Origin of the sequence: Legionella clemsonensis, assembly GCF_002240035.1 — a bacterium.
Lineage (GTDB): Bacteria > Pseudomonadota > Gammaproteobacteria > Legionellales > Legionellaceae > Tatlockia > Tatlockia clemsonensis.
The window spans coordinates 958,452-972,720 of the sequence record NZ_CP016397.1 but is presented as its reverse complement, the minus strand read 5'-3'; the positions used below and the strand labels follow the sequence as shown (position 1 = coordinate 972,720).

The window sequence follows — 14,269 nt, the reverse complement described above, 5'->3', positions numbered from 1 at the left end:
AAATCTTCCTCAACCCTGTTAAATAGGCATATTCATGATGTCTTGGTATGCTTGTACCATTTTATTTCTCACCCGCAAGGTGGCCTCAAATGACAAATTTGATTTTTGAGCAGCCACCATAACCTCACCAATACCCACTTTAGGGTCACCCATCTCATATCGGGCTTTCAGAGCATCTGCATTTTGCTGCAATTGATTAGTTGCATCCAATGCATTTTGTAATACAGCACCAAAAGGCACAGTAGCCGCACCAAATTCGACAGTACCACCTTCAGCTTTAGCAGCCATTAGCCGTAGTTGATTTAATAAAGATACTGTATTTATTTCACTCATATTCGCCTCCGTGACCCCAAGCAAACTGTTCTTATTACCTTGCTTTGGTAAAACCACCTCATGGTAGCCCTTCATCATACCTGAATCTTATACACATCTCTGAAAATTCACTCCAGCTTTACTATCCTATGTACCGCGCATAAAGCGCAGGGGGTAGGCAGAAAGATGATCAAGAGACAGCAATTATATAACGTATCCTTCCTCACGCATTTTCGCCAGCTTATAACGCAAGGTACGCTCACTAACTCCTAAAACTGCGGCAACTTGCTGTCGATTTCCATTGTGTTCCTTCAGCGTCCTTAAAATTAACTCAAATTCGTGATTTTGTAAGCTTTTTGTGTCGCTTTTTTTTATCTCTTCTGTAGGTGCCGAGGCATTCTCGTCCAACGATTGCGGAAGCTGTAAATGCGGCACTTCAATCACTCCATGTGTTTGTAGCACTAAAGCTCGCTGTACCACATTATCCAGTTCACGCGCATTACCAGGCCAGCTATACTCCAGAAGAGCTTTTGTGGCTTCTTCACTTAGCACTGGAATGACCGGTTGATTATTCTGACAGTGGCGGCGAATTAAATAATTTGCCAGAGGAATTATGTCGCATACACGCTCTCTTAATGGTAGCCAATGCAGAGGAAATACGTTAAGACGATAATATAAATCCTCGCGAAACCGACCTGCTTTCACTTCATCAAGCAATTTTCTATTGCTGGTAGCCAGTACTCTTACATCAAGCTGAATAAGCTTATTAGCCCCTATTCTTTCAACTTCTTTTTCTTGCAGTACCCGCAATAACTTCGCTTGCAAGCTTAAACTCATTTCACTCACCTCATCAAGAAGCAAGGTACCTCCTTGCGCTTGTTCAAATTTACCTGGAGTAGATTTATAGGCACCAGTGAAAGCTCCCTTCTCATAACCAAAAAGCGTAGCCTCGAGCATTTGCTCAGGAATTGCCGCGCAGTTAATGGCGATAAAAGGATGTTGTTTGCGAGGAGAATGATCGTGAATAAAATGAGCTAATACTTCCTTTCCTGTCCCGCTTTCCCCACTAATCATCACCCCGACATCAGACTGCGCCACACGCAATGCCATGGATAATAAGGCTTGACTTTTAGGATCCTGAGCGACAGGTTGATCATCCTCTGTAGACAATGGTTTAATATAGCGATTAATCTTTTCAGTCAGAGCATGTGCGCTAAAAGGTTTTTGTAAATAATCAACCGCACCATGGCGCATTGCAGCAACAGCATCCTCAACAGAACCATGCGCAGTCATCAAAATGACGGGTACACCAGGATTACGACGTTGAATTTCTGCAAGTAATTGTTGACCATCAAGCTTATCCATGCGTATATCACTAAGAACAATAGCAGGACTATGACGTTCAAGCATGGCTAATGCTTCCTTACCGTCTTTAGCAGCAAGATAAGAATGCCCTGCCAGATTCATTGTTTCTGCAAGCGCTTCACGTAAAACCGGATCATCTTCAACTATCAATACATCACTCATGGTAAAATCCTTTGTTAAAGTACCATTATCCTGGTAGATTAATCGTTATACAACTCCCTTGTCCTGACAAAGAATCCAATACCACCTCTCCGCCATGGGCCTTAACCACTGCATTCACAACAGCAAGCCCCAAACCTGTTCCCTGTGCCTTTGTTGTAAAAAAGGGGGCAAAGGCCTGTGATTTAATATCTTCCGACATCCCCGTTCCATTATCCATTACCTTAATTTGCACCTTATTTTTCTCAGTCTCCTGAATATTAACCGTAATAAAACTTGCTTTTGCCTGCAAGGCATTAATAATCAAATTCAACATTGCTCCAGTCAATGATTCGCTATGTAAGGGCAGCATTTTATCTTGTAAGGAATTATTAACCGTTAATTCGGCAGACTGAGCTTCAATAAGAGGTTGTGCTCTTTCTATTAATTGATTCAACCAGTCTTGAATAGAAACTTGTGAAAGTTCGATTGTTTCGCCTCGAGCAAATAGAAGGAGATCCTGAATTTGTTGCTCAATACTTGCGTGACATTCTTGCAGTCGCATGATCCACTGTAAACAGCGACTATCCATATCTTGATGCGCAGCCAAATGTTCTGTATAAAGAATAGCTGAAGACAGCGGGGTTCTTATTTGATGAGCCAATTGCGCTGTCATCCTGCCTATCGCCATTAACCGATGCTGGTTAGCCTTGGCTTGTTCATAAACTCGAGTTGCGGTTAAATCGGTTAATGTAACCAATTGTCCTGGCAAATTATCCAGGGAAGAAATAGCCACACGTACTCTGCGTCCATCTACCAAAGACACTTCATGCCCATCATCTTCGCGAGGAGCAAAAGCTCGTTGAATAACCTCACGCCATGAGGCACCTTGTAAATCAGAACCTAGCAGCGCCTCTGCAGCAGTATTTAACCAAATAATTCTACCGTTTGCATTAAGAATCAGAAGACCACAGGGTAAACAAGCAAGAATATCTTGCTCTGGCAAATTAACCAATTCTTCTTTATAAAGGGAGTTTTTTATCACCATATATTTACTGGTTGATAGTTCTTCTATTTACGACTTTAACAAAATTTATGACAAAATAAAAATATAGCTAAAAATCAGGGAATTAACTTTAAAAGCAGGAAAAAATCATAATTAATTAAATAAAGCCAAAATGATTTAATTTTAATCTTTTAGTAACAGACAAGGGGGCAAGAACTATCCTGAGTAGCCCTTTGCAGAAAACAAAGGGGTACGGGCGTGAGCGACCGTTGAAAGATAATTTAGCCAACCGCAGGAGATGAGAATACTCTCGCCAACTCTCGTTTAAGCGAAAATGTGACAGACTAGTTATAGAATTTATCAGACTTACAACTTAAAGATGGAGAATCTCACGCGAAGTGCAACAAACCCCTTTCTGACTATGTAGATTACTAGTGTTACAACCACTTCTATCTGTTAATAACTATAAAAATTAGCAAGTAACTGTCATTAATTTTAAGTTAGCAAGGCCCTGCGCTTCAAATTCATTAGCATATTGCTCTTTAATTTCTTCCATTCTTTTTATTCGCTCGATAGCATCCATTTTACTGTATTGTTCCATTCCTAATGCTTTAACCATGTCTCGTTCACTCAGTCTATGAATTAGCTCATCCCAGAAAAGTTCGTTTTCATAGGGTTGAATAATTTTCTCATTAAGGTAATCTTCAAAATCTGCTTTTTCAAAGTAATCATTGAGCTCTGGGGAAAACTCTATTTTGTCTTCTGCATCCATTTCCTTGAAATAAGACAATAGCTTTTTCTTTAAAGCTTCGTACTCATCCTGTTCATTTTCCTTTATGGTATAGGCATGAAGAACCCAGTCAGCTAGGTATAACATATCAAGCAATGCTCGATATTCTTTTTTAGTTAGATTAATTTTCATGGGGCTATCCTATTATTCGACTTACCTTGTCCATCAATTGATGTCTTGTAAATATTCTGCAAATCGCTCTGCGGGAGTTTGATAGTCTAAACATTTTAATGGCCTATTGTTTATCTCTTCAGCAATGCGCCTCACCTCTTTTTCCTTTAATACATCAATATTAACATGTCGTGGTAATTCAACACGAATAATCCCATTACCATTTTCAATTGCGCCCTTTTCATAAGGAGAGGCTGGATGACAAAAATAAATGTCAGTCTCCAAACAATCTTTAATCCATTCAAATTTTTGAAATTCCATGCCTTGATCAAAAGTAATAGACCGTATTGCTTTCTTTAAGTTCTTAATAGTAAATAATCGTTGACCGGTGAATCTTCAATATCTGCGCTATCTTAACTTTTGAATAGCCTTTCTCTAGCATTATCTGAAGAAATACACGATCCAATTCGCTCAGATGTTTATACCTTACTCCCAATTTACCGCTCCTCATGCAACTGATGATATTTTATTCATCTGTCGCACTTGGCGCGAGATTCTGCCAAGATGATTTATCTAATTTATTGTCTTCTTGTCGGTTATCCGCATCATCATAGACAACATTTTTGTTTCTTTTCCCCACCGCTATGACGGTTACGATCAATTTATTATCATTAACCTGATACACCAAACGATAACCAGATTGACGTAATTTTATTTTATAGCAATTTTTCAAAGCTCCTCTTAAGCCAGCCGAAGCCACATGTGGATTTTCTAAAGGGCCTTTTAACACTTTCTTGAACTCTTCTTGAAGGTTTTTCCCCAGCTTTTTCCATTCTTTTAGAGCTAAAGGATGAAAATGAAGCTCATAAATCATCAATATTTACCTTTATTGAGGTAAACCGTGCAGACAAACGCTGCTCTACTATTTTATATAGTTCATTCTCATCAACCAAATCCATTAGTTTTTCAAATGTTTCAACAGGAATTAGATATGCTGCCGCTGTATTGTGGTTAAGAATAGCAACAGGTTTCCCATGAGCATCATTAATGAGCTTAGTGGGGTTCTTTTTTAATTCACTAATACTCGCTACTTGTGTGGCAAATAAAGTTTGCATGATAAGACCTTAATAAATTTATTACGGTCTTATTTTAGGTCTTTATTTTAGTCTTGTCTAGATTTTTCATTTACAGGTAACTTGGGGTTACATCTTGTCACTAATAATTGTCAAAGCATTTGAAAACATGTAGTCTCAAGTTTCATTAGGTCAGGAAATCGTGGATAAGGCAGCCGCGGCAAAAAAGAATTCAATTCATAACTATAATTCTTGATTATCAGAAAAACTCTCAACTAAATTCAGGTCATTGAATGTCTACGTCACAATTCATCAGCTTTAAAGTATGATTTGCTCTAGGTGAATGGATTAATTATTTTGCAATTTTCAGGCCCTGTCGTCATAATTACTCAAAATGTACTTCGCCTGATTACAGTATAAAGAAATAAAAAATGGAACAATTACACCCCTTGTTGAATTATATTTTACATATTGACTCTTATCTCTTTTCTTTTGTTTCTACTTATGGAATCTGGACTTATCTGGTGTTATTTACCATTATTTTTTGCGAAACAGGCTTGGTTATATTACCTTTTCTTCCAGGAGATTCCTTACTTTTTGCAAGTGGTAGCATAGCCGCTCAATCCAACTCATCCTTAAATATTTTTCTATTGTTTGTTCTATTGGTTTTAGCGTCTATCACAGGTAACCAACTTAATTACTTCATTGGCAGAAAAGTAGGACCGCAAGCATTTTCCAGCGATAGTGCGCGTTTTCTCAATAAGAAACACTTACAGAAAACCCATAGCTTCTATGAAAAGCATGGTGGAAAAACAATTATTATGGCTCGATTTATTCCCATCATTCGTACTTTCGCTCCCTTTGTTGCAGGAATAGCTTATATGAATCATTACCAATTCTTTCTCTATAATCTGGCCAGTGCAGCACTTTGGATAGGTAGTCTGACAGGACTTGGATATTTTGTTGGCGGACTTCCCTTAGTAAAAAATAATTTTACGTTTGTTATTTACGGTATCATTATTATTTCCCTTTTGCCGCCCATGTTCACTGTTCTCTACCGTAAATGGTGTACTGTTTATCAAAAGACGAAGGATAGTTAGAGCAGCTAAGTCCAGTTTATAAAATTGCTTTCTAACTAACTATAAAGCCTATGATATACATTGTTTTATAATAATATCTTCAATAATCACAAAAAATGTTGTCTATGAACAAAATAGGCACTAAAGTATCTCCTCTTTTTAACAGGAGTTAATCTATGAGTTTTACATCTTTTTATACCAACCCCTCTAAAAAGCTCTTTGAGCACCACTCTATCTTATCAAGTCATATCGCCAAACATGTTACCTTTAATCCCAAAGATTTAGGGCATACCACATTAATAAAAGAAGCTACCAGTCTGCTTGCAGGAAAGTTACGGGCTTTACAATCCCTGGATACCAAAATTGCAGCCAGTATTTCTTTAGGTACTTTTGCCTGGGGACTCTCGTTTATTCTTCCGGTTGGTTTTTTTGCTGCCGGATGCTTTGCTTATGGAGCTTATCAGCTAGGGCAACGTAAAGCGGCTTATGCCGAATACACCAGTGCACTTGAAAATTTAGCAATGTGCTGCACCTGGACCTTGGGAAATGTTGACAATCACCGTATAGAAGCCTTTAAAAATGATGAAGTTCTCAATGCAATGATCACCGCCCTGGCTCCAGTAACCAGCGCGCAACACTTACGGGATTTCATTGATGATAAAATTGAAGAGCATTATGTAGTTCATGCCAGCCAAGTGAAAGACCATATAAGACTTTTTGATCATGAACTTAATCAAGAAGAAAATAAGCTTTATTTCAAAATCTATGGTTACAAGCAAGGCAACTTTTTCGATATTTTACAAGGAATTGCTTTTGCGATTAAAAATAGCTTTAGAGCCGTTGGGCAGATTTTTTCGAGAGAATCTACAGAAGAATCATCCCACACTTCCGTTCCTGTGTAACCTTATTGCTTTAGCTGCCTTTAATAAAGGCAGCTGTCTTTACACAGGACAAATTTTTTATGTGTTGCGAGCTAAGCGAAGCAATGACGCGATGCTAATTATTCTGTGCAGAAGGCCGTTCTTTTCTTTAAGCAATTTAGGAGTAATTTATTGTTAACAACATTGATTCTAAAGTTAGACCTGGCCCAAACGCACAGCTAAATATATTCCTGCCATGGTCTTGTTTTTTCAAGTTACTCCAAATACTTTTTAGGACAAAAAGAACAGTTGCTGAAGACATATTGCCGAACTGATTTAATACCTCATAAGAATATCTATTTTTTTCTTGAGAGATATTCAGTGCCTCTTCACAGGCTTGTAAAATCTTAAGACCTCCAGGATGAATGGCATAATAGTCAATATCATCGAATGTCCAATTGACCGTCTGCAAAAGATGCGAAGTAAATTTACTAATGCCCGATTTAATGGTCTCAGATACATAAGCACTTAATACAATGTCAAACCCGTAATCTGCAATCTGCCATGCCATTTGTTGGTTTGTTTGGGGAACCAAATCACAATGAAATGATGCAAGACTCAAATGGATTGGTTGACGGTGTTTTCCTTGAATGAGTACAGCAGCAGCCCCATCAGCAAAAATCGCATTTGAAATGATATTTTCAACAGACTGTTCCCGTTGAAAATGAATAGTACATAATTCTACACAAACGACCAATACATTCGCACAAGAATCAGCGCGGCAAATTGTGTCAGCAACTCTCATCCCGTTAAAAGCACCATAACATCCCATAAAATTGATTGCTGTTCGTTTGAGGGTAGGTTGTAGTCTTAAATGCTGAACAAGCTCTATATCCAGACCAGGTGCATACATCCCTGTGCAACTCACGGTAATCAGATGGGTTATTTCTTGCCTGTTAAAATTTGGCAGGGTTAACAGGCAATTATCGATGGCTTGTAGAGCCAATCCCAAGGCATGCTCTTTGAAAATCTGCATCCGCTTTGCAGTTGTTGGTAATGCTGCATCCGCAGTATTGGGAAAAAAATCAAATTCTCCACAAGATTTGCAGTAATCACTAAGCACACTGTGTCGTTGTTTAATCCCTGATGCTTTGTAAATTGTTTTTACCAGCCTTTTTTGAGCAATTGTTAAATTAAATCCTTCGCAAATCAGTGTCGCAATCTCTTGTTGGGAACGTTTATAAGGAGGATTGGCAGTCCCTATTGCAGTAATGGCTGATTGCATCTCAATTCCCCTTTGAAACATCTAATTATTTCTAAATTTCGCATCAATGCTGCGCGCTTTTCCGCGATACGTTCAAACATCAAAAACATGCATCTCTTTATATTAAAACTCTCACTATTTTTTGGTTGCCTCTTTATCCAATGTTTTTAAAAAAGCTAATTTTTCCGCAATTTTTACTTCCAAGCCTCTAGAAACAGGTTTGTACCATCCGGGTTCGTTCATACCTTCCGGAAGATAAGTTTCACCGGCTGCATAAGCATGTGGTTCATTATGCGCATAACGATACTCATGACCATAACCAAGCTGTTTCATTAGCCGGGTTGGCGCATTGCGAAGATGAAGAGGAACTTCTCGCGACCTATCCTTTTTTACAAAAGCCATGGCGTCGTTAAACGCGTTGTAGCCGGCATTACTTTTAGGGGCAATGGCCAGGTAAATAACAGCCTGGGCTAAGGCCAGCTCTCCTTCAGGAGACCCCAGACGCTCATAAGTTGCAGCAGCGTCATTAACCACCTGCATTGCTCGCAGGTCGGCCAATCCAATATCCTCCCAAGCCATGCGGATAATACGCCGGGCCAAATACAAGGGATCTACCCCACCATCGAACATACGACACAACCAATAAAGCGCTGCATCAGGATGAGATCCGCGAACTGATTTATGCAGTGCGGAAATTTGATCATAAAAATTCTCTCCTCCCTTATCAAAACGCCGATTAGCTGGACTTAAGGCATTTTGAATAAGCTCCACAGTAATTTTCGTAGTATCCTGATTTTGAGCTGCGGTATTTACTTGTTCAAGCAAATTTAAGAGTCTACGTGCATCTCCGTCCGCGTAATCAATTAAACTGGCAATTGCTTCTTCAGTGAAATGAAGTTGCGAGAATACTCTATGTTTGGCACGCTCCAGTAATTCACGTAAATTGGCAACAGATAGCGGTTTTAATACATAAACTTGTGAGCGGGATAAAAGGGCTGAAATCACTTCAAAGGATGGATTTTCAGTCGTAGCACCAATAATAGTTATTAAGCCTGATTCAGTGAATGGCAATAGTGCATCTTGTTGTGATTTATTAAAACGATGAATTTCATCAATAAACAGGATAGTGCGGCGATTTTGTTCGAGATAATGCTTCGCTTCATCAATAGCCGCACGGATATCCTTAACACCAGAGAAAACAGCAGACAAGGCAATCCACTCACAGTCAAATGCCTTGGCACTTAATCTTGCCAAAGTAGTTTTACCCACACCAGGAGGCCCCCATAGAATCATTGAATGGGGAACTCCCGAATCGAAGGCTACTCTCAGAGGTTTGCCTGGACCTAATAAATGCTCTTGACCGATAACTTCATCCCAGTGTGTGGGTCTTAATAATTCAGCAAGCGGAGCTTTGGGTTGCATAATTTTTATAACTCATTGTTGTACCACATCAGTTCCTTTTGGTGGTTTAAATTTAAACAGGTTTGCGCCAAGTTTAGGATTAGTCTTTACATTTTTCAAATGAACGATAGTGTGTTGTCCTAATTGGTCATACATTTCAATGCCGCTTAAAACGTCACCAACAAAAATCAGTTTAACACGTTGAAAGTTGGCCTTGTTTGATTTTGAGTGTAAATCGAATAACTGTTTCTTTCCTTTAGTCGACTCAGTCACATCAAAATCACGCGCAACGGTATCATCATATCCGCTTAAGAATAAAGCAGCTGTACCGCCGACCCCCTTTTCCTGTTTTTTTACTGTGACTTGTTCTAAATCAACATCATAAACCCATAACTGCTCGCCATCAGCTATTACTAATTGCTCCATGGGATCTTTGGTTTCCCAACGAAATCGCCCCGGTCGCTCAAGTGCCATTTTCCCTGAAGACGAGGAAAGTTCTCTTTCTTTAGATTTTACTACCTGACTAAAGGTGGCAGTCAAACTACGAATGGTATTTAACTTGTTTTGCAAATTTTCTGCTGAATCACTAAATGCATTGATATTCAGGAGTAGCAATAATCCCAGAGAAACTATTTTTTTCATGATTAATCCTCAGTTATAGTAGAGACCAGGACATCTCTGAAGCCTCCATCCAATGGCCCTACAATGCCGGTGCGCTCCATTTCTTCTACTAATCTTGCAGCGCGGTTATAGCCAATTTTAAAACGACGTTGTACAGATGAAATACTGGCTTTTCGCGTTTGAATAACAAATTCAACCGCTTGATCATAAAGTGGATCAGCCTCTTCGGTATCTTGACCTTCTTCTGCAAAACCACCTTCAGAAGTCTCATTAATCTGGGTAATTTCGTCGATGTATTCAGGTTCACCACGAGCTCTCCAATCATCAGCGATACGGTGAACCTCCTTATCATCTACAAAAGCACCATGAACGCGCAATGGCGCGCCACTACCTGGTGCCAAATACAACATATCCCCATGTCCCAATAATTGCTCTGCACCTTGTTGATCAAGAATGGTACGGGAATCTATTTTCGAAGAGACCTGAAACGACATTCGTGTTGGAATATTTGATTTAATTAACCCGGTTAACACATCCACAGAAGGTCTTTGGGTTGCTAATATTAAATGAATGCCGGCAGCCCGTGCTTTTTGAGCAATACGAGCAATCAATTGTTCGACTTTCTTGCCTACCACCATCATCATATCCGCCAATTCATCAATGATGACGACAATGTAGGGCAACGCCTGTAAAATTGGAGCAGTTTCTTCCATGGAATTTCCTGGTTTCCATAGAGGATCAGTAAGTGGCTCTCCTTTTGCCTCGGCTTCGGCTAATTTAGTATTAAATCCCGCCAAATTACGCACACCCAAAGCCGCCATCAAGCGATAGCGACGCTCCATTTCACCCACACACCAACGCAAGGCACTTGCTGCTTCTTTCATATCTGTAACGACAGGAGTCAACAAATGCGGAATCCCATCATAAACAGATAACTCAAGCATTTTGGGATCCACCATGATTAAACGCACCTGCTCTGGTGTTGATTTAAACAATAGGCTTAAAATCATGGCATTAATGCCCACTGATTTACCCGAACCTGTCGTTCCAGCCACTAATAAATGTGGCATTTTTGCTAGATCAACGACCATTGGATGTCCAGCAATATCAACACCTAAGGCCAATGTTAAGGGTGAATGTGCTTGTTGATAGACATCAGCCGATAGTACTTCAGACAGGCGCACTACATCTCGATGTTGGTTCGGTAACTCAAGCCCTACTACTGTTTTGCCTGGAATTACTTCAACCACGCGCACACTAATCACAGAAAGGGAGCGCGCCAAATCTTTCGCCAGCGCAGATAATTTACTAACTTTAATACCGGCTGCAAGTTGCAGCTCAAAACGGGTGATTACTGGTCCGGGATGTACAGCCACCACATCAGCCTGAATACCAAAATCCAGGAGATGTTGTTCTACTTCACGCGATAAATTCTCCAACTCCTGATGCGTATATCCTCCCATGTTTTTTCCCTGCTGCCCTTTATCGAGCAAACTTAATGAGGGGAGACTACCACTGAACTGGCTAAATTGAGCCGGCTTGTTGACAGGACGTGCAGGCTCTTTAATTTTTACAAGAGGTGGAGTTGGCGTCAGTGATAAAGCGGGCAAGACAGAAGGAGCGTTTGCGACAGATAAAGGTTCCAGGGAAGGCATGACAACCGGTGTAGCATCGATTTTTTCTTTTTTCCTGGTCAGCAGTTTACGTTCTGGCTTTGTAACAGGCGTCTCTTTCTCCTGTTTAGCATTGATCTGCTTAAGTCGAGCTCTTATAACACGTGTGGCAGCCAATGCACTGGCAATAAAGCGGTTAACCGCGATGGTAGTATACTCACCAACTAACTCGATTGCATAAATCCAGGAAAGACCTGTCAATAAAGTCACTCCTGTTAGAAAAATAGCCAATAAAAGTAACGCTGCGCCTTGTGTACCCAGTGCATAATCAAATCCATCAGCAATAAAGGCACCCAGCACCCCTCCTGCACTGTGTTTGGCATCGAGTGCTAATTCTGGATTCAAACTTGCAAGAGCCCCCCCCCCAGCATCATAAAAATAAAACCACTACTGCGCAGTAGCATAGCGGGTCTGTTAATTGTGTGGAAAGCTCGGTAATCTTTTAAAACTATCCAGGCAATATAAGCGAATACCAGCGGAATGCAGAAAGAGAAATAACCAAAAACAAGATAAAGCGCATCCGCTATATAAGCCCCCACCTGTCCACCGGCATTACTGATCTCAGTATTACTCTTACTTACCTGTGACCAGTTTGGATCACTTAAATCATAAGTACTTAAAGAAAGTAAAACAAATAAAGCAAAGGTTGCTACCAGAATAAAACCACCTTCGCTTAATCTTCTGGTTAAAAAATGCGGCAAGGCCTGCTTACGGCTACCGGTGTGATTATTCGATTGTTGTTTTGTCATAGGTATTTCTTTGTTTGTTATTTTGTCATACTATTTGCCATCTTAACATAATATTTGGAAAGGCAGATATGATAAGTGAAAGCAATCACCATCGCCTCATAATTCTTGGTTCAGGCCCTGCTGGTTATACCGCCGCAGTATACGCTGCTCGTGCAAATTTAAATCCCGTCCTAATTACTGGCATGCAACCTGGAGGACAATTAACGACAACGACAGATGTGGATAACTGGCCAGGTGATATTGAAGGCTTGCAAGGCCCTGCATTGATGGAACGTATGCAAAAACATGCAGAGCGCTTTGAAACAAAAATTGTGTTCGACCATATCGTAAAAGCTGATTTACAACAACGTCCTTTTAGGTTGGAAGGTGACAATAAAATTTATACTTGTGATGCTTTAATCATTGCCACAGGTGCTTCTGCACGTTATTTGGGGCTTGAGTCTGAAAAAGCCTATCAAGGCCGCGGTGTCTCAGCCTGTGCCACTTGTGACGGATTTTTTTATCGCAATAAAGAAGTCTGCGTTATAGGTGGAGGTAACACAGCGGTAGAAGAGGCCCTTTACCTGTCAAACATAGCTGCATCAGTCACCCTTATTCATCGTCGTGATACGCTTCGAGCTGAAAAAATTCTGCAAGATAAACTATTTGAAAAAGCACGCACAGGAAATATCAAACTGCTTTGGCATCATACTTTAGAAGAAGTATTGGGTGATGACATGAAGGTTACTGGCGTTCGGGTTAAGAATGTTACTAATGATATTCAACAAGAATTAAAATTTGATGGAGTATTTATTGCCATAGGTCATGATCCGAACACAGCCATTTTCAAAGAGCAATTGGTTATGAAAGATGGCTATATTATTATTCGCTCAGGCCTGGATGGTATGGCAACATCAACCACGGTACCTGGAGTCTTTGCATGCGGTGACGTAGCCGATCATGTGTATCGCCAAGCAATCACCTCTGCAGGATTTGGCTGCATGGCTGCTTTGGATGCAGAAAAATATTTGGATATGCTGGAGAAATAACGATTGCTCCTGTAATCCTGTTGACCAACAATAGTTTTGAATTTCCCAATCCTGAAAACAGTGATAAACAAGGGCTACTTGCAGTTGGTGGTGATTTATCTCCCCAACGTTTATTAGAAGCCTATCGCCAAGGTATTTTTCCCTGGTTTGAGTCAGGGCAACTTCCACTTTGGTGGTCTCCTGATCCACGCTTAATTTTAAGACCAGCATCCTTTAAGCTGTCTCGGAGTTTAAAACAATCCTTAAAAAAATCGCATCGCTTTACTGTTGATACAGCTTTCTCCGAAGTAATCAATGCCTGTGCATCCAGTAAAGATAGAATTAATAGAACCTGGATTACAAATGAAATGCAACAAGCCTATATCACCCTGCATACGATGGGCTATGCGCATTCTTTTGAAATATGGAATGAAAATACGCTAGTGGGTGGTTTATACGGCCTTAGCCTGGGTCGTGCTTTTTTTGGTGAATCAATGTTTCATCGAACGCGTGACAGCTCAAAATTAGCCATGTATTATCTCTGTCAGACCTTGCAAAATTGGCAATTCGATTTTATCGATTGTCAATTACCGACAGCTCATTTGCAAAGTTTAGGAGCAATAACTATCAGTCGTCGCCACTTTCTTGGTTTGCTGCAAAAAACACTGGAACATCCTACTTGCAAAGGCCAATGGACGAATAGTATTGACGAATGGATGGCGCGCGATTAGCAGGAAAACATACTTTAATCGCCCCCAAATGAATATTATTGCGGTTATCTCGTGAAAATTGGTAAACTCATTGCCATTTTTCTTAATTT

The 14,269-nt window shown here is 40.1% G+C and carries 17 protein-coding genes; 4 read left to right on the top strand and 13 right to left on the bottom strand.

What is annotated here, in order from left to right:
* Positions 1-18 precede the first annotated feature (18 nt).
* The 8 genes from fliE to clem_RS04165 all read right to left on the bottom strand — a co-directional run bounded on the left by fliE (position 19) and on the right by clem_RS04165 (position 4,837).
* Positions 19-333 carry a flagellar hook-basal body complex protein FliE gene (fliE, locus tag clem_RS04200; RefSeq protein ID WP_094092266.1) on the bottom strand — a complete coding sequence of 105 codons (315 nt, stop codon included), beginning with the start codon at positions 331-333 and terminating at the stop codon, positions 19-21.
* Positions 334-516: 183 nt separating this feature from the next.
* Positions 517-1,839: a sigma-54-dependent transcriptional regulator gene (locus tag clem_RS04195; RefSeq protein WP_094090472.1), complete on the bottom strand. Its 1,323-nt coding sequence runs from the start codon at positions 1,837-1,839 to the stop codon at positions 517-519.
* Between the two features lie 25 nt (positions 1,840-1,864).
* Positions 1,865-2,863, bottom strand: a complete 999-nt coding sequence (locus clem_RS04190) for a sensor histidine kinase (RefSeq protein ID WP_094090471.1) — start codon at positions 2,861-2,863, stop codon at positions 1,865-1,867.
* 430 nt (positions 2,864-3,293) lie between these two features.
* Positions 3,294-3,743, bottom strand: a complete 450-nt coding sequence (locus clem_RS04185) for a hypothetical protein (protein ID WP_094089729.1) — start codon at positions 3,741-3,743, stop codon at positions 3,294-3,296.
* 33 nt (positions 3,744-3,776) lie between these two features.
* A complete protein-coding gene (locus tag clem_RS04180; RefSeq protein ID WP_094089730.1) occupies positions 3,777-4,043 on the bottom strand; it encodes a hypothetical protein in 267 nt (88 codons plus the stop codon).
* A gap of 43 nt (positions 4,044-4,086) precedes the next feature.
* Entirely contained in the window at positions 4,087-4,164 is a 78-nt protein-coding gene (locus clem_RS15395) for a hypothetical protein (RefSeq protein ID WP_408606888.1), read from the bottom strand.
* Positions 4,165-4,248: 84 nt separating this feature from the next.
* Complete coding sequence (locus clem_RS04170) at positions 4,249-4,596, bottom strand: type II toxin-antitoxin system RelE family toxin (RefSeq protein WP_094090469.1); 348 nt, start codon at positions 4,594-4,596, stop codon at positions 4,249-4,251.
* The gene (locus clem_RS04165; RefSeq protein WP_094090468.1) at positions 4,586-4,837 is read right to left on the bottom strand and encodes a type II toxin-antitoxin system Phd/YefM family antitoxin; all 252 of its coding nucleotides are present in this window, start codon (positions 4,835-4,837) and stop codon (positions 4,586-4,588) included. Before clem_RS04165 ends, clem_RS04170 begins: the two co-directional genes overlap by 11 nt.
* Positions 4,838-5,226: 389 nt before the next feature.
* Between clem_RS04165 and clem_RS04160 the strand changes: the two genes are divergently transcribed.
* Both clem_RS04160 and clem_RS04155 read left to right on the top strand, forming a co-directional pair.
* Positions 5,227-5,895, top strand: coding sequence for a DedA family protein (locus tag clem_RS04160; RefSeq protein ID WP_094090467.1), 669 nt, complete (start codon positions 5,227-5,229; stop codon positions 5,893-5,895).
* Positions 5,896-6,050: 155 nt separating this feature from the next.
* Positions 6,051-6,776 carry a hypothetical protein gene (locus tag clem_RS04155; RefSeq protein WP_094090466.1) on the top strand — a complete coding sequence of 242 codons (726 nt, stop codon included), beginning with the start codon at positions 6,051-6,053 and terminating at the stop codon, positions 6,774-6,776.
* Positions 6,777-6,912: 136 nt separating this feature from the next.
* Here clem_RS04155 and clem_RS04150 read toward each other — a convergent pair whose 3' ends face one another.
* The 5 genes from clem_RS04150 to clem_RS15390 all read right to left on the bottom strand — a co-directional run bounded on the left by clem_RS04150 (position 6,913) and on the right by clem_RS15390 (position 12,442).
* Entirely contained in the window at positions 6,913-8,019 is a 1,107-nt protein-coding gene (locus tag clem_RS04150; RefSeq protein WP_094090465.1) for a type III polyketide synthase, read from the bottom strand.
* A 114-nt stretch (positions 8,020-8,133) separates the two neighbouring features.
* Positions 8,134-9,420, bottom strand: a complete 1,287-nt coding sequence (locus tag clem_RS04145) for a replication-associated recombination protein A (RefSeq protein ID WP_094090464.1) — start codon at positions 9,418-9,420, stop codon at positions 8,134-8,136.
* A gap of 12 nt (positions 9,421-9,432) precedes the next feature.
* Positions 9,433-10,041, bottom strand: a complete 609-nt coding sequence (lolA, locus tag clem_RS04140; protein WP_094090463.1) for an outer membrane lipoprotein chaperone LolA — start codon at positions 10,039-10,041, stop codon at positions 9,433-9,435.
* 2 nt (positions 10,042-10,043) lie between these two features.
* Positions 10,044-12,038 carry an FtsK/SpoIIIE family DNA translocase gene (locus clem_RS04135; RefSeq protein WP_157698174.1) on the bottom strand — a complete coding sequence of 665 codons (1,995 nt, stop codon included), beginning with the start codon at positions 12,036-12,038 and terminating at the stop codon, positions 10,044-10,046.
* On the bottom strand, positions 12,035-12,442 hold the full coding sequence (locus tag clem_RS15390) for a DNA translocase FtsK 4TM domain-containing protein (protein ID WP_157698173.1): 408 nt from the start codon (positions 12,440-12,442) through the stop codon (positions 12,035-12,037). The genes clem_RS04135 and clem_RS15390 overlap by 4 nt, the downstream gene beginning before the upstream one ends.
* A gap of 68 nt (positions 12,443-12,510) precedes the next feature.
* Here clem_RS15390 and trxB point away from each other — a divergent pair, with 68 nt between their 5' ends.
* Together trxB and aat are read left to right on the top strand one after the other, a co-directional pair.
* Positions 12,511-13,470: a thioredoxin-disulfide reductase gene (gene trxB, locus clem_RS04130; protein ID WP_408606876.1), complete on the top strand. Its 960-nt coding sequence runs from the start codon at positions 12,511-12,513 to the stop codon at positions 13,468-13,470.
* A gap of 17 nt (positions 13,471-13,487) precedes the next feature.
* Positions 13,488-14,180 (top strand): leucyl/phenylalanyl-tRNA--protein transferase, encoded by a 693-nt coding sequence (gene aat, locus clem_RS04125; protein ID WP_094090462.1) that lies wholly within the window; start codon positions 13,488-13,490, stop codon positions 14,178-14,180.
* The last annotated feature ends 89 nt before the right edge of the window (positions 14,181-14,269 follow it).

Bases quoted from the DNA above. Each gene is read 5' to 3' on its own strand.
- fliE (WP_094092266.1), bottom strand. From the start codon at position 333: ATGAGTGAAATAAATACAGTATCTTTATTAAATCAACTACGGCTAATG.
- clem_RS04195 (WP_094090472.1), bottom strand. From the start codon at position 1,839: ATGAGTGATGTATTGATAGTTGAAGATGATCCGGTTTTACGTGAAGCG.
- clem_RS04190 (WP_094090471.1), bottom strand. From the start codon at position 2,863: ATGGTGATAAAAAACTCCCTTTATAAAGAAGAATTGGTTAATTTGCCA.
- clem_RS04185 (WP_094089729.1), bottom strand. From the start codon at position 3,743: ATGAAAATTAATCTAACTAAAAAAGAATATCGAGCATTGCTTGATATG.
- clem_RS04180 (WP_094089730.1), bottom strand. From the start codon at position 4,043: ATGGAATTTCAAAAATTTGAATGGATTAAAGATTGTTTGGAGACTGAC.
- clem_RS15395 (WP_408606888.1), bottom strand. From the start codon at position 4,164: ATGCTAGAGAAAGGCTATTCAAAAGTTAAGATAGCGCAGATATTGAAG.
- clem_RS04170 (WP_094090469.1), bottom strand. From the start codon at position 4,596: ATGATTTATGAGCTTCATTTTCATCCTTTAGCTCTAAAAGAATGGAAA.
- clem_RS04165 (WP_094090468.1), bottom strand. From the start codon at position 4,837: ATGCAAACTTTATTTGCCACACAAGTAGCGAGTATTAGTGAATTAAAA.
- clem_RS04160 (WP_094090467.1), top strand. From the start codon at position 5,227: ATGGAACAATTACACCCCTTGTTGAATTATATTTTACATATTGACTCT.
- clem_RS04155 (WP_094090466.1), top strand. From the start codon at position 6,051: ATGAGTTTTACATCTTTTTATACCAACCCCTCTAAAAAGCTCTTTGAG.
- clem_RS04150 (WP_094090465.1), bottom strand. From the start codon at position 8,019: ATGCAATCAGCCATTACTGCAATAGGGACTGCCAATCCTCCTTATAAA.
- clem_RS04145 (WP_094090464.1), bottom strand. From the start codon at position 9,420: ATGCAACCCAAAGCTCCGCTTGCTGAATTATTAAGACCCACACACTGG.
- lolA (WP_094090463.1), bottom strand. From the start codon at position 10,041: ATGAAAAAAATAGTTTCTCTGGGATTATTGCTACTCCTGAATATCAAT.
- clem_RS15390 (WP_157698173.1), bottom strand. From the start codon at position 12,442: ATGACAAAACAACAATCGAATAATCACACCGGTAGCCGTAAGCAGGCC.
- trxB (WP_408606876.1), top strand. From the start codon at position 12,511: ATGATAAGTGAAAGCAATCACCATCGCCTCATAATTCTTGGTTCAGGC.